The organism is Methanogenium cariaci JCM 10550 (assembly GCF_001315945.1).
Classification (GTDB): Archaea; Halobacteriota; Methanomicrobia; order Methanomicrobiales; family Methanomicrobiaceae; genus Methanogenium; species Methanogenium cariaci.
In genome coordinates this window covers 73,527-99,355 of the sequence record NZ_BBBG01000008.1, presented here as the reverse complement: position 1 = coordinate 99,355, position 25,829 = coordinate 73,527, and the positions used below count along the sequence as shown (strand labels likewise).

27 protein-coding genes and 8 pseudogenes are annotated in these 25,829 nt (G+C 47.0%); 18 read left to right on the top strand and 17 right to left on the bottom strand.

Annotation, left to right across the window (positions count from 1 at the left end; translation table 11 throughout):
• A partial coding sequence (locus JCM10550_RS08710; protein WP_157200110.1) for a hypothetical protein occupies positions 1-442 on the bottom strand: 442 nt, incomplete at its 3' end.
• A gap of 958 nt (positions 443-1,400) precedes the next feature.
• On the opposite strand from JCM10550_RS08710, the gene JCM10550_RS08695 reads away from it, so the two are divergent.
• A complete protein-coding gene (locus JCM10550_RS08695) occupies positions 1,401-2,537 on the top strand; it encodes a hypothetical protein (RefSeq protein ID WP_062398508.1) in 1,137 nt (378 codons plus the stop codon).
• Entirely contained in the window at positions 2,452-2,904 is a 453-nt protein-coding gene (locus JCM10550_RS08690) for a hypothetical protein (protein WP_157200108.1), read from the top strand. Before JCM10550_RS08695 ends, JCM10550_RS08690 begins: the two co-directional genes overlap by 86 nt.
• Before the next feature lie 118 nt (positions 2,905-3,022).
• Here JCM10550_RS08690 and JCM10550_RS18680 read toward each other — a convergent pair whose 3' ends face one another.
• Positions 3,023-3,163 (bottom strand): hypothetical protein, encoded by a 141-nt coding sequence (locus JCM10550_RS18680; protein ID WP_157200107.1) that lies wholly within the window; start codon positions 3,161-3,163, stop codon positions 3,023-3,025.
• A gap of 96 nt (positions 3,164-3,259) precedes the next feature.
• Between JCM10550_RS18680 and ruvC the strand changes: the two genes are divergently transcribed.
• From ruvC to JCM10550_RS22635, 6 genes are read left to right on the top strand one after another with little or no spacing between them, the layout of a single operon-like run.
• Entirely contained in the window at positions 3,260-3,733 is a 474-nt protein-coding gene (gene ruvC, locus JCM10550_RS08685; RefSeq protein WP_062398505.1) for a crossover junction endodeoxyribonuclease RuvC, read from the top strand.
• Position 3,734: 1 nt separating this feature from the next.
• Complete coding sequence (locus JCM10550_RS22655; protein ID WP_245618944.1) at positions 3,735-4,001, top strand: Holliday junction branch migration protein RuvA; 267 nt, start codon at positions 3,735-3,737, stop codon at positions 3,999-4,001.
• On the top strand, positions 3,998-4,324 hold the full coding sequence (locus JCM10550_RS22650) for a Holliday junction branch migration protein RuvA (protein WP_245618942.1): 327 nt from the start codon (positions 3,998-4,000) through the stop codon (positions 4,322-4,324). Before JCM10550_RS22655 ends, JCM10550_RS22650 begins: the two co-directional genes overlap by 4 nt.
• A 4-nt stretch (positions 4,325-4,328) precedes the next feature.
• Entirely contained in the window at positions 4,329-4,799 is a 471-nt protein-coding gene (locus JCM10550_RS22645; RefSeq protein WP_245618940.1) for an AAA family ATPase, read from the top strand.
• A complete protein-coding gene (locus JCM10550_RS22640) occupies positions 4,769-5,197 on the top strand; it encodes a hypothetical protein (protein ID WP_245618938.1) in 429 nt (142 codons plus the stop codon). The genes JCM10550_RS22645 and JCM10550_RS22640 overlap by 31 nt, the downstream gene beginning before the upstream one ends.
• Entirely contained in the window at positions 5,170-5,301 is a 132-nt protein-coding gene (locus JCM10550_RS22635) for a Holliday junction DNA helicase RuvB C-terminal domain-containing protein (RefSeq protein ID WP_245618937.1), read from the top strand. Before JCM10550_RS22640 ends, JCM10550_RS22635 begins: the two co-directional genes overlap by 28 nt.
• Before the next feature lie 303 nt (positions 5,302-5,604).
• Here JCM10550_RS22635 and JCM10550_RS18675 read toward each other — a convergent pair whose 3' ends face one another.
• The 5 genes and pseudogenes from JCM10550_RS18675 to JCM10550_RS08650 form a co-directional block, all read right to left on the bottom strand.
• Positions 5,605-6,228: a hypothetical protein gene (locus tag JCM10550_RS18675; protein WP_157200106.1), complete on the bottom strand. Its 624-nt coding sequence runs from the start codon at positions 6,226-6,228 to the stop codon at positions 5,605-5,607.
• Complete coding sequence (locus JCM10550_RS08670; protein ID WP_062398502.1) at positions 6,194-6,619, bottom strand: hypothetical protein; 426 nt, start codon at positions 6,617-6,619, stop codon at positions 6,194-6,196. The genes JCM10550_RS18675 and JCM10550_RS08670 overlap by 35 nt, the downstream gene beginning before the upstream one ends.
• A gap of 402 nt (positions 6,620-7,021) precedes the next feature.
• Positions 7,022-7,723 carry a sugar phosphate nucleotidyltransferase gene (locus JCM10550_RS08660; RefSeq protein ID WP_062398499.1) on the bottom strand — a complete coding sequence of 234 codons (702 nt, stop codon included), beginning with the start codon at positions 7,721-7,723 and terminating at the stop codon, positions 7,022-7,024.
• A pseudogene (locus tag JCM10550_RS08655) lies at positions 7,720-8,235 on the bottom strand (SDR family oxidoreductase); the annotation flags it as partial. The pseudogene JCM10550_RS08655 and the gene JCM10550_RS08660, both read right to left, overlap by 4 nt.
• 361 nt (positions 8,236-8,596) lie before the next feature.
• Entirely contained in the window at positions 8,597-8,926 is a 330-nt protein-coding gene (locus tag JCM10550_RS08650) for a DUF2284 domain-containing protein (RefSeq protein ID WP_157200105.1), read from the bottom strand.
• A gap of 1,014 nt (positions 8,927-9,940) precedes the next feature.
• On the opposite strand from JCM10550_RS08650, the pseudogene wecB reads away from it, so the two are divergent.
• The 10 genes and pseudogenes from wecB (at position 9,941) to JCM10550_RS22630 (ending at position 16,873) form a co-directional block, all read left to right on the top strand.
• Positions 9,941-11,028 (top strand): annotated as a pseudogene (wecB, locus tag JCM10550_RS08645) (UDP-N-acetylglucosamine 2-epimerase (non-hydrolyzing)).
• On the top strand, positions 10,973-11,512 hold the full coding sequence (locus JCM10550_RS18670) for a hypothetical protein (RefSeq protein ID WP_157200104.1): 540 nt from the start codon (positions 10,973-10,975) through the stop codon (positions 11,510-11,512). Before wecB ends, JCM10550_RS18670 begins: the two are co-directional and overlap by 56 nt.
• Positions 11,509-11,748 (top strand): hypothetical protein, encoded by a 240-nt coding sequence (locus JCM10550_RS18665; RefSeq protein ID WP_157200103.1) that lies wholly within the window; start codon positions 11,509-11,511, stop codon positions 11,746-11,748. The genes JCM10550_RS18670 and JCM10550_RS18665 overlap by 4 nt, the downstream gene beginning before the upstream one ends.
• Positions 11,749-12,079: 331 nt before the next feature.
• Entirely contained in the window at positions 12,080-12,355 is a 276-nt protein-coding gene (locus JCM10550_RS08635) for a hypothetical protein (RefSeq protein ID WP_062398490.1), read from the top strand.
• The gene (locus JCM10550_RS08630) at positions 12,352-13,245 is read left to right on the top strand and encodes a polysaccharide deacetylase family protein (protein ID WP_157200102.1); all 894 of its coding nucleotides are present in this window, start codon (positions 12,352-12,354) and stop codon (positions 13,243-13,245) included. The genes JCM10550_RS08635 and JCM10550_RS08630 overlap by 4 nt, the downstream gene beginning before the upstream one ends.
• A gap of 87 nt (positions 13,246-13,332) precedes the next feature.
• A complete protein-coding gene (locus JCM10550_RS08625; protein ID WP_281175339.1) occupies positions 13,333-13,929 on the top strand; it encodes a class I SAM-dependent methyltransferase in 597 nt (198 codons plus the stop codon).
• Between the two features lie 85 nt (positions 13,930-14,014).
• Positions 14,015-14,803, top strand: a complete 789-nt coding sequence (locus tag JCM10550_RS08620; protein ID WP_062398483.1) for a CDP-glycerol glycerophosphotransferase family protein — start codon at positions 14,015-14,017, stop codon at positions 14,801-14,803.
• 41 nt (positions 14,804-14,844) lie between these two features.
• Positions 14,845-15,024, top strand: a complete 180-nt coding sequence (locus JCM10550_RS08615; RefSeq protein WP_157200101.1) for a hypothetical protein — start codon at positions 14,845-14,847, stop codon at positions 15,022-15,024.
• A 518-nt stretch (positions 15,025-15,542) separates the two neighbouring features.
• Entirely contained in the window at positions 15,543-16,535 is a 993-nt protein-coding gene (locus tag JCM10550_RS08610; protein WP_245618935.1) for an oligosaccharide flippase family protein, read from the top strand.
• 11 nt (positions 16,536-16,546) lie between these two features.
• Positions 16,547-16,873 (top strand): polysaccharide biosynthesis C-terminal domain-containing protein, encoded by a 327-nt coding sequence (locus JCM10550_RS22630; RefSeq protein ID WP_245618933.1) that lies wholly within the window; start codon positions 16,547-16,549, stop codon positions 16,871-16,873.
• Between the two features lie 335 nt (positions 16,874-17,208).
• Here the strand turns inward: JCM10550_RS22630 and JCM10550_RS17150 are convergent, their stop codons facing one another.
• The 10 genes and pseudogenes from JCM10550_RS17150 to JCM10550_RS08575 all read right to left on the bottom strand — a co-directional run bounded on the left by JCM10550_RS17150 (position 17,209) and on the right by JCM10550_RS08575 (position 25,706).
• A complete protein-coding gene (locus JCM10550_RS17150; RefSeq protein WP_172673822.1) occupies positions 17,209-17,703 on the bottom strand; it encodes a glycosyltransferase in 495 nt (164 codons plus the stop codon).
• 20 nt (positions 17,704-17,723) lie between these two features.
• A complete protein-coding gene (locus tag JCM10550_RS17145) occupies positions 17,724-18,449 on the bottom strand; it encodes a glycosyltransferase (protein ID WP_172673821.1) in 726 nt (241 codons plus the stop codon).
• A gap of 70 nt (positions 18,450-18,519) precedes the next feature.
• Positions 18,520-18,905: pseudogene (locus tag JCM10550_RS24820) on the bottom strand (UDP-N-acetylglucosamine 2-epimerase).
• A gap of 37 nt (positions 18,906-18,942) precedes the next feature.
• A pseudogene (locus tag JCM10550_RS24815) lies at positions 18,943-19,494 on the bottom strand (UDP-N-acetylglucosamine 2-epimerase).
• A gap of 403 nt (positions 19,495-19,897) precedes the next feature.
• Complete coding sequence (locus JCM10550_RS08595) at positions 19,898-20,971, bottom strand: ATP-binding protein (protein ID WP_245618931.1); 1,074 nt, start codon at positions 20,969-20,971, stop codon at positions 19,898-19,900.
• A 53-nt stretch (positions 20,972-21,024) separates the two neighbouring features.
• Positions 21,025-21,231 (bottom strand): annotated as a pseudogene (locus tag JCM10550_RS24810) (ATP-binding protein); the annotation flags it as partial.
• Between the two features lie 368 nt (positions 21,232-21,599).
• Positions 21,600-23,079 (bottom strand): annotated as a pseudogene (locus tag JCM10550_RS08590) (nucleotide sugar dehydrogenase).
• Entirely contained in the window at positions 23,076-23,993 is a 918-nt protein-coding gene (locus JCM10550_RS08585; protein WP_062398479.1) for a Gfo/Idh/MocA family protein, read from the bottom strand. The pseudogene JCM10550_RS08590 and the gene JCM10550_RS08585 overlap by 4 nt, the downstream one beginning before the upstream one ends.
• Positions 23,978-25,099: pseudogene (locus tag JCM10550_RS08580) on the bottom strand (DegT/DnrJ/EryC1/StrS family aminotransferase). The gene JCM10550_RS08585 and the pseudogene JCM10550_RS08580 overlap by 16 nt, the downstream one beginning before the upstream one ends.
• Positions 25,096-25,706 (bottom strand): annotated as a pseudogene (locus JCM10550_RS08575) (N-acetyltransferase). Before JCM10550_RS08575 ends, JCM10550_RS08580 begins: the two co-directional pseudogenes overlap by 4 nt.
• Positions 25,707-25,829 lie beyond the last annotated feature (123 nt).

Here is a 25,829-nt window from a genome sequence, read left to right as displayed (position 1 = left end):
CAGAATGTTCGTCAAACAAGTCCGTCATTTCATCAGTTATAATTTTCATAATGTAATTTTTGGGGAACAGTGTTTTATTATGGATAAAATCACAAACATCACCTTTAGTAAGGTTATTTTCCTCATTTATTTTCGGGAAGATTTCATTATTACATATCGTCCGGGTTGCAATTTTAATATAATTCCATCGATATTCCCGGTATTTTAATTCCCAAAATCCCCCCCATGCTAAAAAAAGGATGACGGTAAGGGCAACAATAAGGACAGGTATGTTTTCGTTACAAAGGGATTGTCCATCTTTAACTGATATCCCAGATAATATCGGAGCAAGAAAAACAATAATGGAAGTGACATATATTGTGACAAATTGTGCCCGGTGATTTAAAACATTTAATGCTTTATCCTTATAAAAATTGAATATGTGTGAATTCTGAATGTCCACAATTTACACTCCAATTAATGAAAAAATTGTTCTTTTGCCAATTTATCGTAAGATTCATTATTGATACGGTAATCCTTTGAAGACAACAACCGATCCCCATATTGATCGATAAGATACCTCATGATAAAAAAACAAACGAGTATAGCACCAAATCCGCCATATATTCCCAGTATATTAAATAAGACGATTGCAATTGCAGATGTAACCACAACCAGGAATACTAACAGAAGCACAAATTTTTCGGTGCAATTTACTCCATGAAATATCAATTTAATCACGCTAAAGTATTATAGATTTAGTGGAGCCAACCTATTTATATGCACTGGAGGAATGCAATGTTGAGTGGGGGGGACTGCCCTGCCAGAACTCCCGCCAATTTATTTCTCTCGTCCGTCTCAATATAGGCATCAATGTCATTATGAATCACCTCCGGGCAGGAAAGCAATGATCCAAATGGATGTTCCACATGGAATCTATTTGAACCAATGGGTAAGGGAGTGATTATATCATTCTCCGGACTGATTTTCACCTCCCACGCCTCTGCTGTGTCACTCGCCCATCATGATATTTTCCGGGTCAAAGGCAACAAATTCTCCGGCACGGTCAATCTCAGTGATCGTTTTCCCGTCCCGGTAGTCCCGCTCGCGACGGACCATACCGGAAAGCAGTTCGTCGTAACTCTGTCCAGCATCACCTACCGGTCCGTACCAGCAAGACAGGTGCCGGTAGGATTGTGCGCACTATCATACGGCCGGACTCAACCCGTCTGTTATATACTACACTCCGGCAACGAAAGCCGCGTGCTTCCTGCCTTTTTTCTCCATAACACCCAAAAATCAGCCTTCAACAGAGTAAAAATAACGCATCATTAAACTTTAATCAAAGCCAACCTGTATGGATGACCCCACGAAACAGACCCGGCACCTGCCTGCTGTGCAAGGCAGCGGTAAGTAAGAAAATGGCCCTGCGGCACGGTGAGCACTGTCTTCAGTCATCCGGATGGCCCGTGGGATTACTCCCGTCCTTTATCATCAGGATCGAAGACCGGCACAACCCCGCCTACTGGCTGACGGTGCTCGCACGGCAGAACACCCTGCTCAGCGATCTCGAATGTCTGATAAAGGACGTATGGGTAAAGGGCGGCGACCACCTCAGCGCATTTGTCGTAGGGAATGAGACCTACCTGAACACCGATACCGAGATGGCCGTCCCCCCCCTTGCCGATCTGATCAAGACAGGAAGTCTGTTCTACTACGAGTACGATTTTGAGTCCACAACCGAACTCAAACTCAAGGTACTGGGCGTAACACCGGTGATGCCACCGGAAGAGCAGGTCTGCCTCATCGCACGAAACCTCCGGCCTTCGTTTACCTGTAGTCTCTGCGGAGAGAAAGCGGATTTCTCGGTGACCTATTCCGGAGAGGAATCACCCCCCCGGGGATACTTCTGCATGCATTGTATCAAACCTGTTGAAGACGGGTACATCCGTCACATCGACAACTCCCCCCGAAACGGGGGGGCATGGGACTATCAGGAAGATACGAATGCCGCAATCAAGTGGTATCCTCCGGGATGGAACGTGGACGAACTCCTCTCCCCCCCGGACATTCAGCAGTTCATGACATATATCCGGGAATACCAGGAGAAAGACCAGGTACCACAGGACGACCAGCCACTGGATGATGAAATCGTGGTCGACATGATCAACGCAGTATCTACAGATATCGGGGATGAGATCAAGGCATTCATCGAAGAGGAACGGACCGCATACGGAGATGAGGCAGCCATCCTTGCAGAAGAGATCGTGATGACCTGCTCCACCATGGTGTATGGCTATTACGAAAAGAAGATCGAAGACTGGGACGCCCCGCTCATACGCACCACTCTGCTGAAAGACACGGCGCAGAACCCGGCCCTCCCGGACGAATGGCTGGAGGAGACCGTCCCCCGTTCTCTGCCGGTTCCTTACCTTTATCGAAAAAGTGGGCAGACACCAGGATACCGCAGCCATGATCACCGAATTGCAGGAGACAGAACCTCTCTTCCAGGAGATCGTACGGAAACAGAGGGACGCCCTGAACGGGCAGGACTCTGACAACCCGGATGCCATGCCGATGGCTGAATGCGACACCACGGCTGAAGATATCTTCATGGCAGGCATGGATGATTTCAAAGGAGGCAGCATGCGGGTGTTGATGACCAACAACAGATGCGAAGAGTTCTGCGCCCAGATTGATGATGAACGCGTCCCCCAGCGCTGCCGGGAGATACTGAGTGTGCTGATCACCCATCCTGACGCACCGCTCTCCCGGGGGGGAGGCGGAGTGCTCTGGAGTGCGGCCATCGTCTATATGGCATGCCAGAATGAAGGCTCATCGGACGGGGAAAGAGCGGCTCCACCCTGCCGCAGGAGATCGCCGGATTCTTTGATCTCGAACTCTCGTCCATCCGCAACAAGGTGACGGCGCTGAAAAAACGTCTCGCAGAATGTGGTCCAAAAGAACAGGACTGAATCGTAGGCTGTGACAGCTGACACCAAAACAACCGGAGCAGTTGTGCCATCCGGTTTGCAGTCTGATATCAGTTGAGGGGGTACCCCCCCGGAATCATCTCCTTCATCCATCGTTCAAAGGCAGGGTCTTCCAGCACATAATAGCGCCACATGATCACGAACACATTTGTTAGTAACGCGTTTGTTATAGTGATCTCTGTCTCTATCACCCAAACCGCGTCCGGAACTCATGACAATAGGTATCTATCATAAGAACGGAACATTCATGAGAAAGGCAGGGGGGGCCCTCTGCTCCAGGATAAAACATGATTGTTGTCGGGATTGATCCGGGTATTGCACGGGTCGGGTATGGGGGGGTACTTGAACGAACCAACCGGTATCCGACCCCGCTGGCCTATGGCTGCATTGAGACCAAAAGCAGCCTGAGCCAGTCCCGACGTCTGCGGGAGATCTATGAGACAATCTCGCAGGTTCTCGATGACTACAACCCGGCATGCGTCGCCATTGAACAACTATTCTTCTCCCGGAACACCACCTCTGCGATGCAGGTGAGTGAGGCACGGGGTGTTTTGCTCCTCGCCGTTGAAGAGCGAGATATTCCGATCGCAGAGTACACGCCTAACCAGATCAAACAGGCAGTCACCGGATCGGGACGTGCCGACAAACACCAGGTGCAGGAGATGATGCGCAGGCTCCTCCGGCTGCAGGAAATCCCCCGCCCGGACGATGCTGCAGACGGCCTTGCGGTCGCTCTCTGCCACATACATACGATGCGATAATATGATAGCTCATCTTTCAGGAGAACTGGCATCCACCGGAGACCGGTGGGTGGTAATAGATGTCGGCGGTATCGGCTACCGGGTGCAGGTCACCCAGCCCGCACTGCAGAGCATCCAACAGACCGCAGGCCCCCCCGTCCGGGTGCACACCCACATGGCCGTCCGTGATGATGACATTCAGCTCTACGGGTTTCTCTACCCAAGTGAGCTGGAACTCTTCCGGATACTGATCAGTGTCTCAGGCATCGGCCCCCCCAGATTGCGATGAACATTCTCTCCCAGATCTCTTTTGCGGATTTTGCCATCGCGATTGTCAGTGACGATGAAAAGGTGCTCACCCGGATACCGGGCATCGGGCAGAAGAGTGCCAAGCGTCTGATTCTGGAACTCAAGGACAAGATGAAGAAGCACACCGGAACCCCCACCGGCAACAAAAAATCGGCAGAGGCCGGTGACGCGGTGAGCGCCCTCATCTCCCTCGGGTTTACCCCGCGGGAGGCGCAGGAGGCAGTCGACGCTGCCCAGCCCATTTCCGACCCGACGGTGCAGAACCTGATACGTGCGGCTCTGGCCCGCCTGCGGGAGCACTGATACGATGAATGAGAGACTCCCTTCCCCCGCACTTTTGACTGAAGAGCCGGACGACATCACCATCCGGCCGGCACACTTCGACGAGTTTGTGGGTCAGGCGCAGATCAAAGAGACCCTTGCCATCGCCATCGCGGCGGCGAAGAGACGGGGGGGAGAGACCCTTGACCACATCCTCTTCTCCGGGCCGCCCGGCCTCGGGAAGACGACGCTCGCCCAGATTGTCGCCCGGGAGATGGGCGTGGCCATCCGGAGCACCACCGGCCCGGTGCTGGACAAGCCCGGCGACCTTGCCGCCCAGTTGACGGCGCTCTCGCAGGGGGGGGATGTGCTCTTCATTGATGAGATTCACCGGCTGAACCCGGTGGTCGAGGAGATTCTCTACCCGGCGATGGAGGACGCCTGCATTGACGTGATGATCGGCGAAGGCCCGGGGGGGCACGTTCGGTGCAGCTCCCCCTGGAGGAGTTCACCCTAATTGGTGCGACAACAAAGGTCGGGCTCCTGGGCTCTCCGCTGCGAGACCGGTTTGGTTTCATATTCCGCCTCACCCTCTACGAGGCGGCCGATCTCGTGAAGATTGTGCTCAGGAGCGCTGCCATCATGCAGACGCCGATCACCGGGGGGGACGGTGCACAGGAAATTGCACAGCGAAGCCGCGGGACACCCCGGATTGCAAACCGTCTGCTCCGGCGGGTGCGTGATTTCGCACTGGTCAGGGAGGACGGCAGCATTGACAAAAGGACGGCAGACCTTGCGCTGACCATGCTCGGGATCGACTCCCTGGGCCTTGACAACGTCGACCGGAAGATTCTCTCGGTGATTGCCCATGACTTCAGCGGCGGCCGGTGGGGGGGGTCAGGACGATTGCAATAGCGATTGGAGAAGAGGTGCGAACGGTGGAAGAGGTCTACGAGCCGTATCTGATTCAGATTGGATTTATTAAGAGGACGCCACAGGGGGGGGAGGGAGGTTACTGAGGCGGGACGGGGGGGGCATGTTGAGTTGGGGGGGTGAGGTTTTGGTGTTGTCAGGTGCGGGCGGGTGCCCCGGTTTATCTATACACTAAAATAAGAAGATAACCGTTGACGACCTTCAGAGAAAAAATACCCCCTGAAACGATTCTGTTCAAACCAACGGTCAAAAAGAATATGAGATTATAACAGTGATTCACTCCCACTCAAAATCATCATCAAAGCGCACGATATCATCCTCACCCACATATTCCCCCGTTCTGCACATCAATCACATCAAGCGGGATGAAGCCCCGGATCTTCTTGGCGTTATATGTATTCATATCGATTCCAATATCGTGCGAATGTGTGTAAGCATTTGAGATTTTTTTGTTCTCGATGGGACTCAGAAATCTGCATAAAACCTTCATTGTCTGTAGTTAATTCATCAAAAGATTGAAATACTTGCGAACGTGGACTGTCGTGATAATACTTGACAGGAACACCATAAACTAGACTTGCAATCGCCCCATGCACCAAATCGGTATGTACTTCATGAGCGTTGGCATAGACGGTTAAATAATCGTATGGACTGTCAGAAATTAGCATATTCTTCCGTAAGTGAGATAAATTCGCACTACTCTGGAAATGATAAGGACGAATAATATCTCGGGGGGGCCAGTTTTTGAATATCTTCGGTTCTTTCGATCGACAGAATGATACGAGATCATATTCATTTCGGGCAAAACCACGTGGGTCATAGGCATCAGAAACCCAAAATGCACAATCTACTCCTGGAAAACAGAAAGGAACATCATTCTGATAATTATCCCACGTTTGCGGATCGCGTGAAATCACTCCGGCTACATTGACATCGTGAAGGAACCTGCGAAAAGGTGCATACTCTTTTTCGGAATACTCAACGCCTCCAACACCAATAAGAACGACACGCACTCCCCCGCTCGGCAAGCTTGCGAATCATTGCGCAGCTCCCAGCCGCTAGGAATTCACGTGTCGCAATCATTCCTGCCATCACAACAACATCTGCATCAAAATCTCGTGCTGCTGAATATATGCTATGCTCTGGAATGAAAGGTGTTCTATCCAGGAAATAACGGATCGGACGCATTAATTTTCCTCGCGGAATATTCTTTACATAATACGAGGACATGTTACTGATATTGGCAATTCGAACATCGGGAACCGCTTGACGTAGCAACTCCATCGCACCGATATCAATAAACGCTTCACCTACATTTGTGAACCAACAATTGTTATAATACAATATACGCATCCCTATTTTCTCCTCTCTAAAGATTATATCAGCAGGAATCTCCAGAGGCATCGACACGGTGGCACAACAGATTTGGTATCTCCTTCACTCCCTTGTTGTCATAAGTTGCTGTGCAGTTTCCTACAATAATTGTTTTAGCACTGCGCCTAGAAGAATCTTCGTAACTATTCCCCCCCCACAACACAATTTACCCCCCCGATGAAAAGTGTTTGATCCATATATTATAAACTCAAATAAAAATATAATAGCCTTATTTAAAGATCGGGACAAAGTATTACATTTCGTTTCGACCGATCCTAAAGGTGCAACAAATATCATTCTTGAGCTATATGCTATCGTTGAGAAACAATCAGTTCTCATCCAGCAACAGGCCAAAAAGATAGAATAACTTGAAGCACGAATCGAGGAATTCGAAGCTCAACCGAATAAAAATAGTGGTTCTGTAGAAATCCTCTATAGATATTTTTGAGCATATATTAATTCATTTTCACTATCAACTTCAATCCAATTTTGTCCGGCAATATCCAAAACGGATACTTTAAGACAGTTTTCCTTTATTAATTCACAAATTGCAGTTTCATACCAAGTGTCATATTCTTCACGAGATAGCTTTTCTTCAAGTTTATTCCTCAGATGTATTGCACCTTCTTTATTTAAGTGAGTTATTCCAGCATATTCACCAGAATAATTGTCAAAAGGAATTGATTTTCCCATGTCAGTAACAAAATCGTCTTTAACGACAATTTTATAATCTGCATCTGTACAATTTTTCGAACTATCTAATACAACAAAATTTTCTTTATTACAATCACAGATCATTTTAAAAATATTGTCATTGAAACATACGTCAGCATTTATGATGATCACTTCATCTGACAACAAATCTTTTGAAAACCATAATGAAGCAATACTATTCGTAATTCTGAAGAATGGGTTTACTATAATCTCAATATCATCATATTTTTCAATAATCTGATTTGCATTAAAACCAGCAATAATTCTTATGTGAAATTCGGGCGCACCATCTTTTATAATAGAGAGTGTTCTTCCCAATATCGTTTCATCATCATTAATTTTCAATAAACATTTAGGAGTATTTTTAGTTAATGGATACAATCGAGAACCTATTCCAGCAGCCAAAATAATTACATTCATTCCCACACATCTCCCATATTCAATTCAGATATTGTTGCACCATTTGAAAGACTTAACAAGTACATTATCGTTTTAGCGATATCAGAAGGTTGGATAATATCTTCTGGCTTTAAGTTTTCTTTAGCTATGCGATATTTAATTAAATCTGTATAGACAAAACCTGGATTTATACAAGTTACATTAATTCCATACTTTTTTACTTCTAAGCCTAAGGTATTTGAGAAAGCCCTCACTGCAAATTTACTCATTGAATATGCAGCTTTCCCTTTACAGCATTCAATTCCCCTTAATGAGCCAATATTAATTATATATCCATTTTTCTGATTTTTCATTATTGGTAATACTGCCTTACAAAACCTCATTGTTCCTAAAGCATTGGTATCAAAACATGAGTATATATCCTCTTCACTTATGTCTTCAATATACCCTAAATGACTTCTACCGGCGCAATTTACTAATACATCTACATTTTTAACATTTGACATGAACCCTTTAATTGAGTCAATATTTGTAACATCACAATTTTTTTGCTTACTTCATAGACAAAATACTCATTTCTTTTCAATTCATCTACAACAGCTCTGCCAATTCCCCCCCTGCTTGCACCGGTTACTATTGCTACTTTCATAATCACTCACTCCAATAAAAATAAACCTACTCTAAACAATTGACCATTCTCCACAGGATGGGGGAATGGACTTATTTTAATACCCTTCCCCCCCTCACACGTTTTGATTACATCAACTCCAGTTGCTTCCAGTGGAATTCTTCCTCTTGAAGGATTAACACAAATACTACTGTCAGAGGGGGCATGCATTACATCCCCCCCTGCATGATCCACCAATGAAACTAATTGCCCAATAATAATTTCTTTTAAATGCCTGACGTTCCAGAGTTAATAGAATCTCTTGAACCCGGGGGACCCGATTCTTCCCGGATTCTTTTAAATTCTTCTTCGTCTGAATAGCGATATGACTTTCCAACTAATAGACCATATTTATATGAATTAATTAGACGGTTAAAATAATCGAAGTCTGGAATATTTGGGGGACAGGTGGGTTTCTTCCCGTATTTTAGACAGGTCATACATTTGTATGTTGTTCTAAAATCTGTTACAATTTCATCGGTATAGATCTGTTCTATAATTTCAGCACCCTGCTCTTTCGCCATATCCCGAAACACTGCTAAATCTTCATATGCCACAAAATACCCCCCCACAATAATTGAATATTAACTATTACCATTAAGTTTTAATTAATAACTCCTCTTTGCCATCTGGGGGAATAAGATCTAAAAGATCTAGACGATGTGCCTCGTTCATGTCAGGGAGATCCTGTAGCGAGTGTTACATTCCGAAGTGCACCACTATGAAGGGATGTGACCTCTCAGACTGGAAAAATGTGGAAGAAAATACGTCGGATCGAACTGCCCACCCTGAAGGCGGGGGGGCTGATGCCCGAATGTGCTGGCTACAACAGATTGAAGCATGTCACCAAGTGCGAGGAAGTCTGCGGTAAAGCCTCTATAATACTAAATGGGTAAATCCCTGTCCAGAAGAAACAGTGAAAGAGGACAGGCGGGTGCGGTTGGTAATGTGGTGATGGAAAAATAGAAGAGGGGGAGACAAAACAGATGTCTTAAGAGTAGCCCTGTGAGATTGCGAAGCTGTGGCATGAGCTGATCACCAAAGGCAGGTTCTCTCAATCGCCTTCCTTACCATTTATAAGCAAATTAGTGATTTCAAGAAGGAGAACCGTTTTTCGAAGTACGGCAACCGCAGGTCGTACCATATCTATGCTCCGATGATATACGGATCAGTCCAGCCAGATAGTATATGTCTGAACTTTCTTCAGTTCGAGATAGCGCCGAAGATTGAGCAACAGACCTTTACAAGTTGCTGGACTTTTTTAAGTGGGGGGGCGGTAGAGGGAAATATTGGCTAACAATGTTGAGTGGATGCTATAGGATATTCTGGATTTATGACGATTGCCTCCTTTTCAAAAAAACGGTTGGCCGAAATAATATTTGCTTCCCTGAAATGATGTTGGAAAACAGAATCCATTATCCAATATGACAGACAGTTCTCACATGGGAAAACATATCTAAATAGATAATATATGTTTATTGTAAATCAATTCAATGAAAATTCAAAAACTTTCAATGAATCGGAAACATGGGCGAAATGTTCGGATAAATATGTGAATTGAGGATATTAAAATGAAGATTGCAATTATCGTGGGAACAAGACCTGAAATAATTAAAATGTCCCCCCCCATAATTCGAGAGTGTGAATCTCGTGGCCTCGACTATTTTGTTCTTCATACGGGACAACATTATTCATACAATCTTGATAAGATCTTTTTTAATGAATTGCAGCTTCCACAACCGCGTTATAATCTAGATGTGGGCTCTGGGAGTCATGCAGAACAGACAGGAAAGATGATGGTAGGGATCGAAAAGACGTTACTTCAGGAACATCCGGATATTGTTTTAGTTCAGGGGGGGATACGAATTCAGTTCTTGCTGGTTCAATTGTCGCAGCAAAATTGCATATTGGTGTTGGGCATGTTGAGGCTGGATTGAGAAGTTATGATCGGAGGATGCCTGAGGAAATAAACCGCATACTTGCTGATCATTGTGCTGATTTGTTATTTACACCTACGGAAAATACAAAAAAATATTATTGAATGAAGGGATTAGGGAAGAAAAAATCTTCGTAACGGGGAACACAATTGTTGATGCTGTCTACCATAATATTAAAGTTGCAAAGGATAGCATTGATGTCCTTAAAGTGTTGGATTTGGAAAAGAATGGGTATTTTTTGGTGACTGCCCATCGACAGGAAAATGTTGATTCTTATGAGCGCTTACATTCGATAATCAAAGGATTGCAATTGGTGCATAAAAAATTATCAATTCCGATAATATTTCCAATCCATCCCCCGAACAAAGAAACAAATCGTTAAGTTCGGTTTAAATACCGATGGAATTCGATTTGTTGAACCTCTTGGTTTTTTGGAATTTTTACAACTTGAATCTAATTCCAGACTTGTAATAACCGATTCAGGTGGTGCTCAGGAAGAAACCTGTATTCTGAATGTTCCCTGTGTGACTTTAAGAAACAATACTGAAAGACCAGAAACTATAGAGGTTGGATCGAATGTTCTGGCGGGTGTAAATGCAGAGGCAATCCTGAATGCTGTTGAGATTATGATCAATAAAGAGAAGGTCTGGAAAAACCCATTTGGAGATGGTAATACCGGAAAAAACATCGTCGACATTGTTATCAGAAAATATATGTGTTGATATATTGACAGGATGTTTCCCAAAGCAGGGTATATCAATCATTTCACGCAAAATAGTAGGTGTACTCATGAAGAAAGTGTTATTCATCACTCCAGAAATGCCTCCAAGGGGGGGTTCATCAGAGAGTATTCGTTCAATAAAAACGTTAAAATACCTCTCACGCTTTGAATGGCAACCAGTTGTATTAACTATAAAGACTCCCTTAAATCCAATAGATCAAGCTCTGATCTTGGAATTACCACATGAGGTTCCGATTATCAGAGCCTATTCAAACAAATTTTTTGATACGTGTATGAAAGGTCTCAGCATTATCGTTCCAGGTCTCCATCTTCATGATTATTACCTTGAGTGGCTACCTTTTGCAATACTATATGGGAAAAAAATCATAAAAAAAGAAGATATAGATATTATTCTTTCACGTTCGACGCCGATTGCAAGTCACATTGTTGGACTAATACTAAAATCAAAGTTGAATCTCCCATGATTGCGGATTTCTCAGACCCTTGGACATTAAGCCCCTTTATATCTTCAAAAATCCCGATATTGCATAATCTTGAGCAATCCCTTGAAAAAAGGGTTCTTTCTAAGGCGGACAAGGTCGTTGTGACAACGGGAAGATACCGGGATATTGTAATAAAACATTTTGAAAACATACCTGATATCGATAAAAAATTATTGTTATTCCAAACTCTTATGATCCCGAAGATTTTGATGGAGTAAATTTGAAAAGATCTCCAAAAGAACACCGTTTTTTGACTATGACATATATGGGTAGATTTTATGGTTCAAGAAGGCCGAATTGTTTTTTTGAATCATTAGGTCTGCTTAAAAAAGATTACAAGTCGCTGAACATCAAGGTAAATATTATTGGAGGCTCTGACAGGGACAATGAATCTCTGGAGATACTTGCTGAACAACATGGGGGGGTGAAAGAATTGCTCCGGATCTTACCTCCTGTATCCCATCATGAAACGTTCACTCACCTGGCTAATTCTGATGTATTACTACTCATCGACGCCCCCCCAGTGATCGTGAAAGTATATTTTTGCCAATGAAATTGCTGGAATATCTTGCTGTTGAAAAACCGATTCTTGCACTGACTCCATTAAACGGAGAATCAGCCGATATCATAAGGGCAACCAGAACGGGCACTGTCGTGGCACCAACTGATATTCCAGATATTAAAAATGCTATTGAGGATTATTATCAGGCCTATTTGAAATCAGAATTATCGATTACACCAGATCTTATGGAGATTGAGAAATACTGTATACAAACAAATGTGGTTAGACTTGTCAGTGAAATGAATATTCTTATCGAGGAGTGAAAATCTTGAATTATTCTTTATTACGACTATTAGAGAGAAACGGAGCTACACGTAGACTTGCAGGGAAAATTATTCCACGATACTTTTTTGAATCGATGATGGGATCCAATTATGATCCTTCCCGCCAATGGAATGGTAAAAATGCTCTAGTATCATTGTCATTTGATGTCGATTTTTCTGAGGATATTCTTGTTCTTCCTGAATTAGTTGATATTCTGAGTTCTTACCCAATCAAAGCGAACTTTGCCTGTGTTGGAAAAGGAATTCTTCAATATCCTCGCGAACATGCAGCACTTGTTGATGAAGGTCATGAAATATTGAATCACACCTATTCACACCCAAATAGCGACGAGTGGAATCCAAATGAGAAATTTAATTCACTGGATATTCATCAACAACGTTACGAGATTGAAAAGTGTGATGAAGTCTGCAGGCAGACCTTGGGGTATCGTCCAAGAGGTTTTCGAATACCCCCCCATTTCGGGAATTTGTATACTGATGCTATTTATCCGATTTTAACTGAATTGGAATATAAATACTCATCATCAATTTCAGCAGCAAGGTCTCCATCTTTTGGACTTCCATATGTCTGTGGTGATATTACTGAGTTCCCTGTGAGCCCTTGTCCAAGACATCCATTTGGAGTATTTGATACCTGGCACTCACTTAAAAGGGGGGGAGTTGGTTCGCATTGCAGGGACGGTGAATTCTTTGAACTATTTAAGGAACTAACCCAGACAGGATTAAAATATCATTCGTTTATAAATACCTATTTTGATCCACAGGATGTCGTTCACTTAAGGGATTTTGTAATGATCCTGGATTATCTGGATGAGATGAAAAATGAAATTGCAATCATGAGGTACGATGATGTTATTATCTCTGGATAAAAATCCGGCACTGAAGACATAATCCGTGAGCGTTTTAATGAGCTTAGTGACCACTTCCCAAGTGTTGTTGATTCTTCCGATATCAGGATTAGATCAGTATTACAATATTTTGGTGATGTACGTGGGAAGAGAATATTGGATGCTGGATGTGGGAAAGGAAGATTTTCAGACTTATTGCTAAAGGCAGGAGCTGAAGTTGTTGGGATTGATTTTTCTGATGAGTTACTTCAGGCGACAAGAAATATTAATGGGGGGGGATTTTTCACTCAGGGGGGGAGCCTGACAAGGCTTCCTTTCAAGGATAACTCATTTGATTATGTATTTTCAATAGAAGTTCTGGAGCATATCCCAGATACGGAGATTGCTATTAGTGAGTTGATCAGGGTTCTCCGAACTAATGGAAAAATACTGATTATTGATAAAAATAAATGTTCGCTTCATCAAAAATTGTTTGTTCCCCCCCGAATCCTTATTAAGAAGTATAAGGAATGGTCAAATCAGTGGATGTATCCCAAGGATTTTGTTTTTGTTGAAAAATGGTTTTATCCATGGGAATTAAAAAGGATTATGAAAATTTACTGCAAGGGAGTTGAGATTGAGTTCCTGAAAGAGAACGGCAGGTTATTTTCTCTAATCCCACAGATTAATCTATTTATTGCTTGGAAAGGACTGAAACATGAATAATTTGGGTGAGGGGTTAACTCATCTAAACCAATGGTAGAAATGACAAACTACTTGACATGAGATTCGACATGACTAGAGGTAATATATGACAATCATTGATTTCTATCATGTAGATTCCTTTGAAATTTTTGAATATTTGAATATAGCAAAAAACCTTGAGGATCTAGGATGTGAGATAAATCTGGTATTACCTGATAGCAACACAGGTTGGTTTGATAAAACGGTAGCTGAGGAAATATATGATGACTTAGGTATAAAATATTCTCATCTTCCATCTGCGAATGTGGACATGGTCATTACAACGCAGTACCATAATGTCATCAATATCCCAGAATATAAAAATGCGATAAGCTGCCGTTTAGTTTATGGTATCAATTCGGAAAAGAATTTTACGTACAGTTACAAAAGCAGTATACCTTTTGACATAGTTGTTTGTCCGGGAGAGTTTTCTTTCAACCTTCTTAAGAGATATACTCATCCAATCATTGGTGGCTACCCTAAATATGATCCCTATTTTTTGGGGAAATATCAGCGAGATAAATTGCTAAAATATTATGTTCTACAGGACAATGGTAAAAAAAATATTTTGTATCTGCCAACATGGGCATCTGAATCATCTTTGGGCAACTGCGATCAGTTCTTAGTGAAATTGTCGAATTATTATAATATAATAATTAAGCCGCACCACGTATCCCTGAGAAAGGAAAAATTCCGTTGGCAAGACCTTTCGCGTCACAATGATCTACACATTATCTCGAATGTCTCACCCCCCCTACCTGAACTTCTAACTCTCTCTGATATTGTAATATCAGATGCTCTGAGCGGTTCGTTTTGGGAGAGTATACTGATCGGACAGAAACCTACTCTTGGCTGATGTATGGAAAAAATCATAGATTGAGAAACATGGAAAAAAGAGTGGATGAATTTGCCATTATAAGCCGTGATTCCACCTCTGTTGAGTCTGATTTTTATCGTGCTATTGATTTTTATAATACGAATAAAGAACAGATTCTTGAGGATAAAAAGAAGTTCATTTCTTATGCTGATGGCACTGCGGGGGAGAAAAACTGCAGAAGGTTTGCTCCATTTTATTGAAATGTACAATCATTCTAAATGGTTACAGATTGAGCACACCGTCAGGAGAATATTATTTGGGTATTTCTCAGCAAATGTAATAATGTCTCTGGGTTCTACCTGTTTCAGATATTTAAAAGGAAATCGATCATGACTACATAATCAGGTTTTAGTGATCATTCCTGAAGGTTCTCCCGACTGTCAATGCCAATTTTAAAATCCCCCCCAAGTGTGCCGGTTTAAAAATCCGCAAAAACCGGCTCTGTTGAAACCCTTTGGACTAATCGATCAGACATTCTTCATGTTCATCTGGTCGATAAACTATTGTAGGGACTTTAGAAGGATTATGAAAAAGGCAAGTAATTGCTAATTTACATTGTTGAACAATAAAAACAACAGGGGGGGAATGCGTATCAATAGATATTCTCTGAAAGGGACAGCCCGACTATTTCTTGATTGAAAATATAAGAAAGCATTAATCTCTATTTACCAATAGTGTTTGTGTGTTCTCCCCCCCATCCCATTACTTATCCCGCATCATGGGCATTGACCCGGTTCGACGCCAGAGCCTGATCAGCCTTATATCCACAATTGGACTCACAGCTGTTGGGTTCCTTGCTACGATGTACTTTGCTCATATACTCGGCAAAGCTGTATATGGTGCCTATGCTCTATTCCTTGCGTACTATGGCATTTTCAATCTCATTGGCGATGGTGGCTTTGGTGGCGCTGCAGTAAAACGAATCTCCGAGGGAAGGGAGCAGAACGAATACTTCACAGCTTTTCTTGTACTTAGGGTCATTCTCCTGTTTGTCTCAGTGACAGCGCTACTTGCCATACGCCCGTTCGTCAATGATCTCGAAGGCGGGGACATGTTTTTCTGGCTGATTTTTGCGCTTGTTATTGCTATGTTTACGGGAGTCACCGGAAATGGTGTCTATGGAGAAGGGAAAGTTGGTGTTAACCAGACCGGAAGTCTCCTGAATAATCTTGCAAAAATTGTTGTCCAGGTTGCTGCCGTATACTTGGGTTATGGTGCCGCAGGTCTTGTCGGCGGGTTCATTGCAGGTATTTTCGTGGGAGGCCTTTTCAACCTCAGGTTCCTCACACTTACTCTGGCAAAGTTCAAATGGTGCCACCTACGTAACCTCAGCACATTCTCCTTTTGGATATTTCTCTCAGGAAGTGGTGCAATCGTCTTCTCTTATGCTGATACCATCCTCATCGGCTACTTTCTCAACCTCGGCGATGTTGGCATATACCGCATCGCCTTCCAGTTCACCGCTGCCGCCACCTTCACAACTATGGCACTCCGCATTGTGTTATACCCAAAGATCAGCAAGTGGCATGCCGAAGGCTCCCTCAACCTCATCACCCCCACCCTTGCCCGCGCCTTCACCTACTCCCTCATCCTCGCAGTGCCGGTCGCGGTCGGAGGTGGATCCTCGGAGAACGTCTCCTCTACTTCTTTTACGGCGCAGGCTTTGCCGAAGGTGCAGGTGTCCTCGGCATTCTCCTCCTCGTGCAGATAGTCAATGTCTTCATGTTTCTTCAGACAATGGCCCTCAACGCTATCAACCGTCCAAGGGAGTCCTTCTACGCCACCGGAGCCGCAGCGGTCGTGAACATCGTGCTTGACCTTGCTCTCATCCCCCCCATTATCGGAATCGAAGGGGCCGCGATCGCTACCCTTGTCACGATGCTCGTCAACGCCACGATTGCCTACCACTATCTCTCACGGCAGATCTCGGTGCACATTGAGCGAGGGCCCACTTTTCACATCCTCGTTGCAGCCGGGGGGGTGATGGCTGTTGTGATCCTGCTGTTCAGGCTTCTCGTCCCCCCCTTTCCAATATTTTCCTTGTCCTGACTGCCGTTGGCTTGGGGGGGGACTTGTCTACAGCCTTGTACTCATGAAGGCAGACAGCAGCCTTCATGACGAAATCCAAAGTCTCGTGGTGCAACTCGGGATGCCCTGGCCAAAATGGCTATGAACCCTTCTCACTAAGACAACGGGCAGACATTTTCGTTGATAAAAAAATAATTCATGTCAGAGATCTCCAGACCGCCGAATTGGGACGCATGAAAAAAGTATCATCATTTGGGGCAGCAGAGAACGGGAAATATTACGGCATGTGCCATAGCGATATTTTCATCAGATATACAGCCACCACAGATCGATGAAATAATCATTAAATTCCGCAATTATTCATCCATCCCACGGTAAATTTCCAGAATCTCTCTTACAACATTTACCCATGAATACCTGGATGAAAACTCAGTAATTTCAGAAGCATCCCATTCCCTTTCAAGCGCAGCTGCAATTGCCATAGCAAGACATTCAGGATCTCGCGGCAGACATAACAAACCATTCCGTTCCGGCTCAATAATCTCTCCAATTCCACCAACATCCGTCCCAACGAACGGCTTACCACATCCCAAGCATTCAAACATCACCGTTGGGTTTCCTTCATTCAGACTCGGGAGCACAAACACATCACAGGCATTCATCCACACAGGAATCTCCTCATGCGGCCTGCCTCCCGCGAGAAAGACAGACTCTTCCAACCCTGCTGCTGTTATCTGGTCTTCAAGTGCTGCCTTCAAAAAACCAGAACCAACAATGACACAGAAAATATCGGTGTGCTGTTTCTTAAGGTGCTCCATCGCTTCAATGAGATACTTGTGCCCCCCCTTCACGTCAACAAGATTTCCAACGGTCAGTATGATTTTTTATCCAGGGGCAGACCCAGTTTTTTCCTGCACGTTTCTCTGTCCTGTGGATAAAAGAGATCTTCTGAGAACCCATTGGGGATCACGGTGACGGGGGGGGTTGTGATGCAAAGTATCTCCAGACATGCCTGGTTTTTTTTGCTTACCGTAATGATTCGGTCCATACTATTTAGAACCGATTCCACCCGTCTTTGCCAGATCTTATCACGAAACGGAAGTTCATAGACATCGTAGCCATGTGCCGTCACAACACAGGGGGGGACATCATATTTCTTCTTCAGCTCCTGTGCAATTTGTGCAGACGGCCACACAAAGTGGGCATGAACAAGATCAAACTCCAGATTCTCTTTTTGTATCAGAGCCTCAACGGCAGATGCACGGGTATCAAAATACATACGGCTGATATTCAGTTTCCGGTATACGGGCCATGGAATGTAGAGGGAACGGGGATAAAATACACGAACATTGTCGTAGGTGTAATCACGACAGAGTCTGTCATCCGGGAAACGACCCGCAGAGAAAAGAACAGGGGCGATGACAATCACTTCCCGGAAATACTTTTTCAGTGCATCAACCTGGTTTTTTACAAAAACACTGCCGAAATAGGATCCATCTACATTTGGATAATTCGGAGTGATGACAAGGAGACGTTTGTCAGTAAAATCACTGACATCTATGGCATTCCCGTCAGGTTCTGAGATCCGTTTCGTCATACTATCCATTATCCCTCAAAATCCCTGACATATGATCCTCACCAATCCGAAAATATGAACCGAAAGATCATCATTCTCCAATAGTATCAGACCTCTCCCCTACCAGATCCGCAATCACCTCACTCGCATGCCCGGTTCCAAACACAGGCTGCTGGTCACCTGGGAGAGAGATGTGTCGCGCTGCCGCTGCCTCAACAATCTTCTCCCCCCCATCAGCCCCCCCGACCAGCACATTCCACCCGTCCTCCAGCGTCTCCACCCACTCGGTATTTTCCCGCAGCGTAACACAGGCACCTTGAGGATGTATGCCTCCTTCTGCACACCGCCGGAGTCGGTGAGAATCATCTTTGCATGCCGCATCAGGTGGAGCATGTCCAGGTAGGCAAGGGGGGGTTCGGTCAGACGGATATTCTCTGGGAGACGGTCATCAAGGCCGTACTCCTTCAGGTACTTCATCGTCCGCGGGTGGGCGGGGGGGAATACGACCGGGCCGTCAACCTCCCCCGAACGCCTCCATGATACTTTTCAGGTGCTCTTCAGAGTCCGTGTTCGATGCCCGGTGCACGGTTGCGACATAATATTCGCCTTTCGTAAGGCCCAGCACCTCAAGCACCGTCGATGACTGCTCGGCAATCCCCGTATTGTAGAGCAGGGCGTCGACCATCACATCACCGGTGAGGTGCACCCCCTGTTGTGATGCCCTCCGCCGCAAGATTGTCCACCGCCGTCTGCGTCGGACAGAAGAGCAGGTCAGAGATATGGTCGGTGACGATCCGGTTAATCTCCTCCGGCATCGACCGATCAAAACTCCGCAGGCCCGCCTCCACGTGGGCAACCGGGATGTGCAGCTTCACTGCCGCAAGGGCGCCCGCAAGGGTGGAGTTTGTGTCACCATAGACCAGCACCCGATCCGGCTCTTCCCGGATGAGTACCTCCTCAATTGCGGCAAGCATTCTGCCGTCTGCTCCCCCTGCGAACCGGAACCGATGCCCAGATGGTAGTCCGGCGCCGGGATGGCAAGTTCGGTGAAGAAGACGTCCGACATATTCGCGTCATAATGCTGCCCGGTGTGGACGAGTATCTCTTCATGCTCTCTTCTGAGTGCACGCGAGACAGGCGCACACTTGATAAACTGGGGACGGGCCCGACGATGGTGACTATTTTCATATCTACTCCAGCAAATGACAGTATTCAGGTATTCTTCAGGTCTGTACAGATATGATTCAGAAATCATCAGATGACGTTCATATGTCAATCGATGTAATTCGGATGCAACCAGAGAATGATCCGGACATGACATATCCTGTTAACTCAGCGATACGATTTCTCTACTATTCCTGTATGACTTCCGGCATACTAAGGAATTGCCCTTCCATATGCATTGCCCTCGCACATGATACCAAAAAAGAACGGAGACTGTGATCACACAACCGAATGGATCTGGCTCATCACACAACCTCAGAATGCTCCGGGAACTCGTTTTGGTGCTCACCCATAGTCATGAGCCAGTCACAGGCTGGCATGATGTGAATGGTTTTGCCATCAATGACAAGAGTATCCGATTCCTCCTCGGTAATAATAATGCCTTCCTCAAGGCCATATGCACCCATCGCCTCATTAAGGCCCCGAACCTCTCTCTTTTTGGTTTCCGGATTCTTCAGTGACTGTGTCACCTGAAATGCTTTTATTATCGCAAGGCCTTCCTTAATGACAAAATCGCATTCGTACTTCTCCTTATGATAAAATACTTCAGAGTAATTCCTTTTGAGCGTGAGAAATACAAGATTTTCCAGCAACTTCCCCCCCCGGTTTTCTGAAAATGCAAAGGAAACAGCATTTACGAGGCCGGTATCAAGGGCATAGATCTTCTTTGGGTTTGCAATCTGCTTTTTTACTGAATAATCAAATTTCATCAGTGTATACAAAAGATAGGCATCTTCCGCATATTCGATATACTCTCTCACCGTATTAACCGCGATATGGAGGGCATCTGCAATATTATTATATGAATACAGATTGCCAACATTTGAGATCAGATAGTAGAGAAGATTAACCACATCACTGTTATTCCGGAGCCGGTTTGGCAGGATAATGTCTTTGAGATAAATCGTTTCATAATAATTTTTCAGGATCTGCAGCTTCAGATCGCAATTTTCTTCCAGAACAACACGCGGATACCCACCATACTTCAGGTATGAAGAAAAATACTGTCTCATTTCAATGAGCGGCAGTTCAGAGTTACCCCTGAACTGAAGAAACTCAGGAAATGAAAGTGGATATATCGCGCAGGAGAAATACCGCCCGGAAAGACGGGCGCTGATATCCTTCTGGAGAGTTGAGGATGTCGACCCGGTCAGGATACACTTAACCCCGCGTTTTGTATCGTACAATGTCTTGATGGCATACGGCCAGTAATGATAGTTTTGCACTTCATCGATACAGAGATAAAGACGTTCCGGATTTCCGTGGCTGACGAGATACTCCTCAACAAGTCCTGATATAAGCGCAGGATCATCTGCCATTGAAATGAAAAGGGCTCATCAAGATTGATATAGAGAATTTCCTCCATTGGTACGCCTCTTTTTAGGAGGAATTCAATTATTTGGTACACAAGCGTTGATTTCCCTGTTCTTCGTGCACCGGTTAAAAGCAGAATCTCTTCCGTATCCAGATAGGAGAGAATCTTAGGGAATTGTGACAGACGGTGTATGCCGGCATCATACTGTTTTGAAAACCACCAGGGATTTTGACTTTCAAGAGCAATCTGCAGCTTGGGATCCATATTGTCAATTATAATCGACAATTATTGATATAATCATCGATCATAATCCATAAAATTTCGAATAATCATAGAACATAATGCATGATTTTTACGACAAGAATCATCCTAAGACGGAATATACTGAAATGTTATCGAACATCATGCATCATCTCCGATTATAGTCATTTATTTGTGGAAAAATTGTATCCCTTCAATCAAATCCGATAATATACCCCCCCGGAGCAAAACAGAATATCAGAGCTTCCGGCATGCCGCCCATAATCAGGAAAGAACACCGGAAACAGGCAGGCACTCTTTGAAATATCCGGAGGGTATCACGGATAGTTCAAAGAGATAATCCCATCATCATCGGAAAAACACCGGACATTTCACCCGTCAAGCGGATGCCCGTTCTTATCCCCCCCGCGGCAATCCCCCCCTTATACACAAACCCTTCCGCAATCCATGCATCCGGCTCCGCAACATTCCGTCCGTCCACCAGCACCGGATGGCTGCATCCGCAGCGTGCCTTCACTGCTGCCGGAACAAGAGCCCGGTATTCCTTATGGCCCGCAAAGATGACAACCGCATCTGCACCACTCAGGACCGCATCAAAGTCGTGGGTGATCTCCGCACCTTCCGGCACATCCGGTGCGGTCTTTGGGTCAACCCACGGGTCGTGGATGCGGACCTCAGCACCTGCCGCAACGGCCGCCTGATAGAACGGTTCGGCCGGAGTGTTCCTGGCGTCATCCGAGTCATTGAGGAAGGCCCAGCCAAGGAGGGCAATCTTTGCGCCACGGATATCCTTCCCCACGCGGGCCAGCGCATCCTTTGTGAGTTTCAGCATATGCGCAGGCATAAAATCATTGATCCCGCGGGCGAGCACAAAGAGCGATTCCCGCCCCCCCTCCGGATAGTCCAGCGGCTCTGCCGCCACCACCGAGACACCGCGTTCCAGATGATACGTGTCCTTCGTCAGACAGTGCCCGCCGACACCCGCACCGGGCCAGAGGATCGCACGGGTGATGCCCTCGCCTTTCAACGAATCAACACCCGCCCGGACGTCATAGACATTGATGCCCATCGCCTCACAGTAGAGCGCAAGCTCGTTGACCGCGGCAATCTGCAGATCGCGGAAGGTGTTCTCCGCGGTCTTCGTCACCTCTGCAGCGGTCGCACTCATCGGGATGAGTTGCCCCTTCGTTAAGACTGGGCCGTAGAGTTCACACGCACGCTCGGTAGACACGTCATTAATTCCGCCGACGATCCGGTCATGCTCCCGGATATTTTTCAGGAGGCGGCCCACCATCACCCGCTCCGGGGGGGCGTGGGCCAGGCCGAAGTCCTCGCCTGCGACAAGCCCCCCCGACTCTTCTTCAAGAATCTCACGGGCCATCCCCATCGTGGTCCCCGGCGTGATCGTTGACTCCAGCACGACAAGGGTGCCGGGGGGGGTCAGATACCTGCCCACATTCCGGATGCCGTCGATAAGCGGCGTAAAGTCAGGGATCAGATCCTTGGGATCCTTAAACGGCGTCTGGATGGCAAGCGTCACCGCATCGCACTCGGCAATCTTCGAAAAGTCTGCGGTGCATGTGAACTTCTTTTCGCCGACCACCTTTGCAATCAAACTGTCGAGCCCCCCCGGCTCCTCGCCCTTCAGGGGGGGACTCTCCCCCCTGCGTTGAGCATCGTAATCTTATATCCCGAACTCTGTGAGTCCCGCTGGAACCCATATACCTGATCAAATGCCGGTGCGTCCGCAAAGAGCGCGGCCGCGGGAATCCCCACATAGCCCATGCCGATGACCCCAATGGTCTTAATCGGTCCGCGTTCGCTGAATAACTGCTGAAGTTTCTCGTTCATATGCGCATCGTTCCTGTTATTTTTTCACATATCCGGACATTCTCCACGGCCTGCTCCGGGGTGACGGGGAACGGCGTCCCCCCCGTTCGGGCACAGTCGATGAATGCCTGAAGTTCCGTTCTCAGAGGTTCGACCTTGCCCACCATCACCTTCTCGGTGATATTTTCCTGCACATAGCGCTCGGCTTCCTGATGATAGTGCTCAGGCTTCCGGTAGACATAGACCTCCTGACTCATGAAGTCACCCTCGATCGTGAAGTCCTCTTCTTCAATCCGTATCAGCCGGATCTTCTTGGAGGCCTTGCGCGAGGCGGAGAGATAGACCGGCGTCTCGCCGAAATTAAAGAGGGCCCCGCAGACATCAAACGAGCCGCAGGCGCTCATCGTGTAGTCACTGCCGAAGAGGGCATTGAAGACGATGTCGATGTCGTGGATCATCAGGTCCTCCACCACCGAACTCCCGGTCACGCGGGCGGAGGCCGGGTTGTGCCGGTTAATTTCCACGTAGAGAGGGTCTTTGATAATGCGCTTTATTTCATGAATGATCGGGTTGAAGCGCTCGATATGCCCGACGCCCACCACACAGCCATCCGGGATGTGCGCCAGAAGTTCGGCACCCTCCGCTGCCGTGAGGCATATCGGTTTTTCCACCAGCATATGCACCCCCCCTGCGTCCAGCACCTCCTTTGCCGTATTGCAGTGGTATGGCGTCGGCACGCAGAGGCTCACCGCGTCCACCGAGCGGAGGAGTTCTGCCATCGATGACGCGTAGTTCACGTTATTCTGCTCTGCCACATCGCGTGCCACGTTTGTATTTAGATCGTAGACCCAGACCGAGTTTGCGGCCTTCATCTCCGAGTAGACACGGACATGATTTCTGCCCATAATGCCCGTTCCGATTACGCCGACATCCATGTTACCACTCCGCCCCCGTTGATCGTTTCAGCAATATAGGCACAGTCATCTTCGGTCACGCCGGGATGCACCGGCAGGCTCAGCACCTGTGCGGAGACGTCATCCGATACCGGGCAGCGCACCCCGGGGGGGTCACCGGCGTAGAGCGGCTGGCGGTGCACCGGCAGCGGGTAGTGCACGGCAGTCCCAATCCCCTTCCCGCGCAAAAAGGCCATCACGGTCTCCCGGTCTGCGGGGGGGAATTCCCCGGTGATTGCGGTCACATACTGGTGGAAGACATGGGTGCATCCCGTCCGGATGATCGGCGTCTTCAGCCCAAATGCATCCAGATGTCTGGTGTAGTAGGCAGCATTCGCCTGCTTTTCCGGTTCATCGCATCCAGCTTTCTGAGCTGGACCCGGCCGATGGCCGCGCCGATGGAGGTCATCCGGTAGTTATAGCCGAGTTCGGTGTGCAGGTACTTATCTCTCTGGCCGTGGTTTGCAATCCTCCGGCAGTGATCCGCAAGTGCTGCGTCATTGGTGGTCACCATCCCACCTTCCCCCCCGGCGGTCATATTCTTGGTCGGTAGAAGGAGTAACAGCCAATAGCGCCGAAACCGCCGACCTTTTTTTCCTTTGTACATCGCCCCCCCGTGCGCCTGAGCACAGTCCTCGACGAGCAGCACATCCGCATCCTCACAGATCTCCACGACCGGTTCGACCGCAAACGGCTGGCCGAAGAGGTGGACTCCAATCACCGCCTTTGTCTTTGCGTTCAGGTGCTCTGTGACTTCCTCCGGGTCGATGGTGTAGCATTCTTCGTCCACATCCACCATCACGGGTTTTGCCCCCCCGCACATGCTCACACTTGTTGCCGTGGCAATGAAGGTGAAGGCAGGCACGATCACCTCGTCACCGGGCCCGACACCGAGGGCCCGCAGGGCCACATGAAGTGCCGCCGTGCCGGAGTTCATCCCGACCGCATGGTTCACCCCCCCGCAGTATCCGGCAAACTCCTCTTCAAACGCGGTCACTTCGGGCCCGGTCGCCAGCATGCCGGTCTTCATTACCGCGGCAACGGCGCAATCTCATCCTCCCTATGGCGGGTTTTGCGACCGGGATCATTGTTTCGCTCCCTCCGGCAGGTTACGGAAGCGTGCAGGTGAGCCGATGGCAAGCATGCGGGGGGGCGGCACATCGTGCGTCACGACCGCACCCGCTGCGACAAGCGCCCCCCCTTCGCCAACAACGACCCCCCCGGAAGAATCGTCGCGTTCGCACCGATGGAGGCACCCTTCCGGATCACGGGCCCCCCCTTCAGGTTATCCCCCCCGCCATGTGGCGGGTAGGGGTCGTTGGTGAGCACCGCGTTCGGGCCGATGAAGACGTCATCCTCGATCACGACCCCGGTCGGTATGTAGACGAGGCTTTGGAGACTCACGTTGTTCCCGATGATTGTGTTACCCTCGATTATTGTGTTCGTCCCGACGGAGACCCCCCCATCACCGATGGTGGTCTTCTCGCGGATCATCACATTGTGTCCGGTAGAGAAATTCCTGCCCGCGACAACATCGGCATAGAGAATCGTCCCCGAGCGGATGACCCCCCCGTTCGCACCGATGGTCGTTCCCGGAAACTCGTCTCTGCCCATATATTCGCGTGAGGGAAATCCAAGCACAACGCCTTCAGCAATGACGACATTGTCTCCAACCGTATTTCTTCCGTATAGTATTGATACCACCACCGTTGCGGGTTCCCCCCCGGCAATTCGTATAGAAGTATCGGATGTTTATATAAATAATTCGTGATGGTCAGCCGGTGAAAAAAGAGGGAGAACAAAAACAGAACCGGCAGG

Coding starts and splice junctions, on each gene's coding strand:
- JCM10550_RS08695 (WP_062398508.1), top strand. CDS start 1,401: ATGGCCCTGCGGCACGGTGAGCACTGTCTTCAGTCATCCGGATGGCCC.
- JCM10550_RS08690 (WP_157200108.1), top strand. CDS start 2,452: ATGATCACCGAATTGCAGGAGACAGAACCTCTCTTCCAGGAGATCGTA.
- ruvC (WP_062398505.1), top strand. CDS start 3,260: ATGATTGTTGTCGGGATTGATCCGGGTATTGCACGGGTCGGGTATGGG.
- JCM10550_RS22655 (WP_245618944.1), top strand. CDS start 3,735: ATGATAGCTCATCTTTCAGGAGAACTGGCATCCACCGGAGACCGGTGG.
- JCM10550_RS22650 (WP_245618942.1), top strand. CDS start 3,998: ATGAACATTCTCTCCCAGATCTCTTTTGCGGATTTTGCCATCGCGATT.
- JCM10550_RS22645 (WP_245618940.1), top strand. CDS start 4,329: ATGAATGAGAGACTCCCTTCCCCCGCACTTTTGACTGAAGAGCCGGAC.
- JCM10550_RS08670 (WP_062398502.1), bottom strand. CDS start 6,619: ATGCCTCTGGAGATTCCTGCTGATATAATCTTTAGAGAGGAGAAAATA.
- JCM10550_RS08660 (WP_062398499.1), bottom strand. CDS start 7,723: ATGAATGTAATTATTTTGGCTGCTGGAATAGGTTCTCGATTGTATCCA.
- JCM10550_RS18670 (WP_157200104.1), top strand. CDS start 10,973: ATGGTAATACCGGAAAAAACATCGTCGACATTGTTATCAGAAAATATA.
- JCM10550_RS18665 (WP_157200103.1), top strand. CDS start 11,509: ATGATTGCGGATTTCTCAGACCCTTGGACATTAAGCCCCTTTATATCT.
- JCM10550_RS08635 (WP_062398490.1), top strand. CDS start 12,080: ATGAAATTGCTGGAATATCTTGCTGTTGAAAAACCGATTCTTGCACTG.
- JCM10550_RS08620 (WP_062398483.1), top strand. CDS start 14,015: ATGACAATCATTGATTTCTATCATGTAGATTCCTTTGAAATTTTTGAA.
- JCM10550_RS08610 (WP_245618935.1), top strand. CDS start 15,543: ATGGGCATTGACCCGGTTCGACGCCAGAGCCTGATCAGCCTTATATCC.
- JCM10550_RS22630 (WP_245618933.1), top strand. CDS start 16,547: ATGTTTCTTCAGACAATGGCCCTCAACGCTATCAACCGTCCAAGGGAG.
- JCM10550_RS17145 (WP_172673821.1), bottom strand. CDS start 18,449: ATGACGAAACGGATCTCAGAACCTGACGGGAATGCCATAGATGTCAGT.
- JCM10550_RS08595 (WP_245618931.1), bottom strand. CDS start 20,971: ATGGCAGATGATCCTGCGCTTATATCAGGACTTGTTGAGGAGTATCTC.
- JCM10550_RS08585 (WP_062398479.1), bottom strand. CDS start 23,993: ATGGATGTCGGCGTAATCGGAACGGGCATTATGGGCAGAAATCATGTC.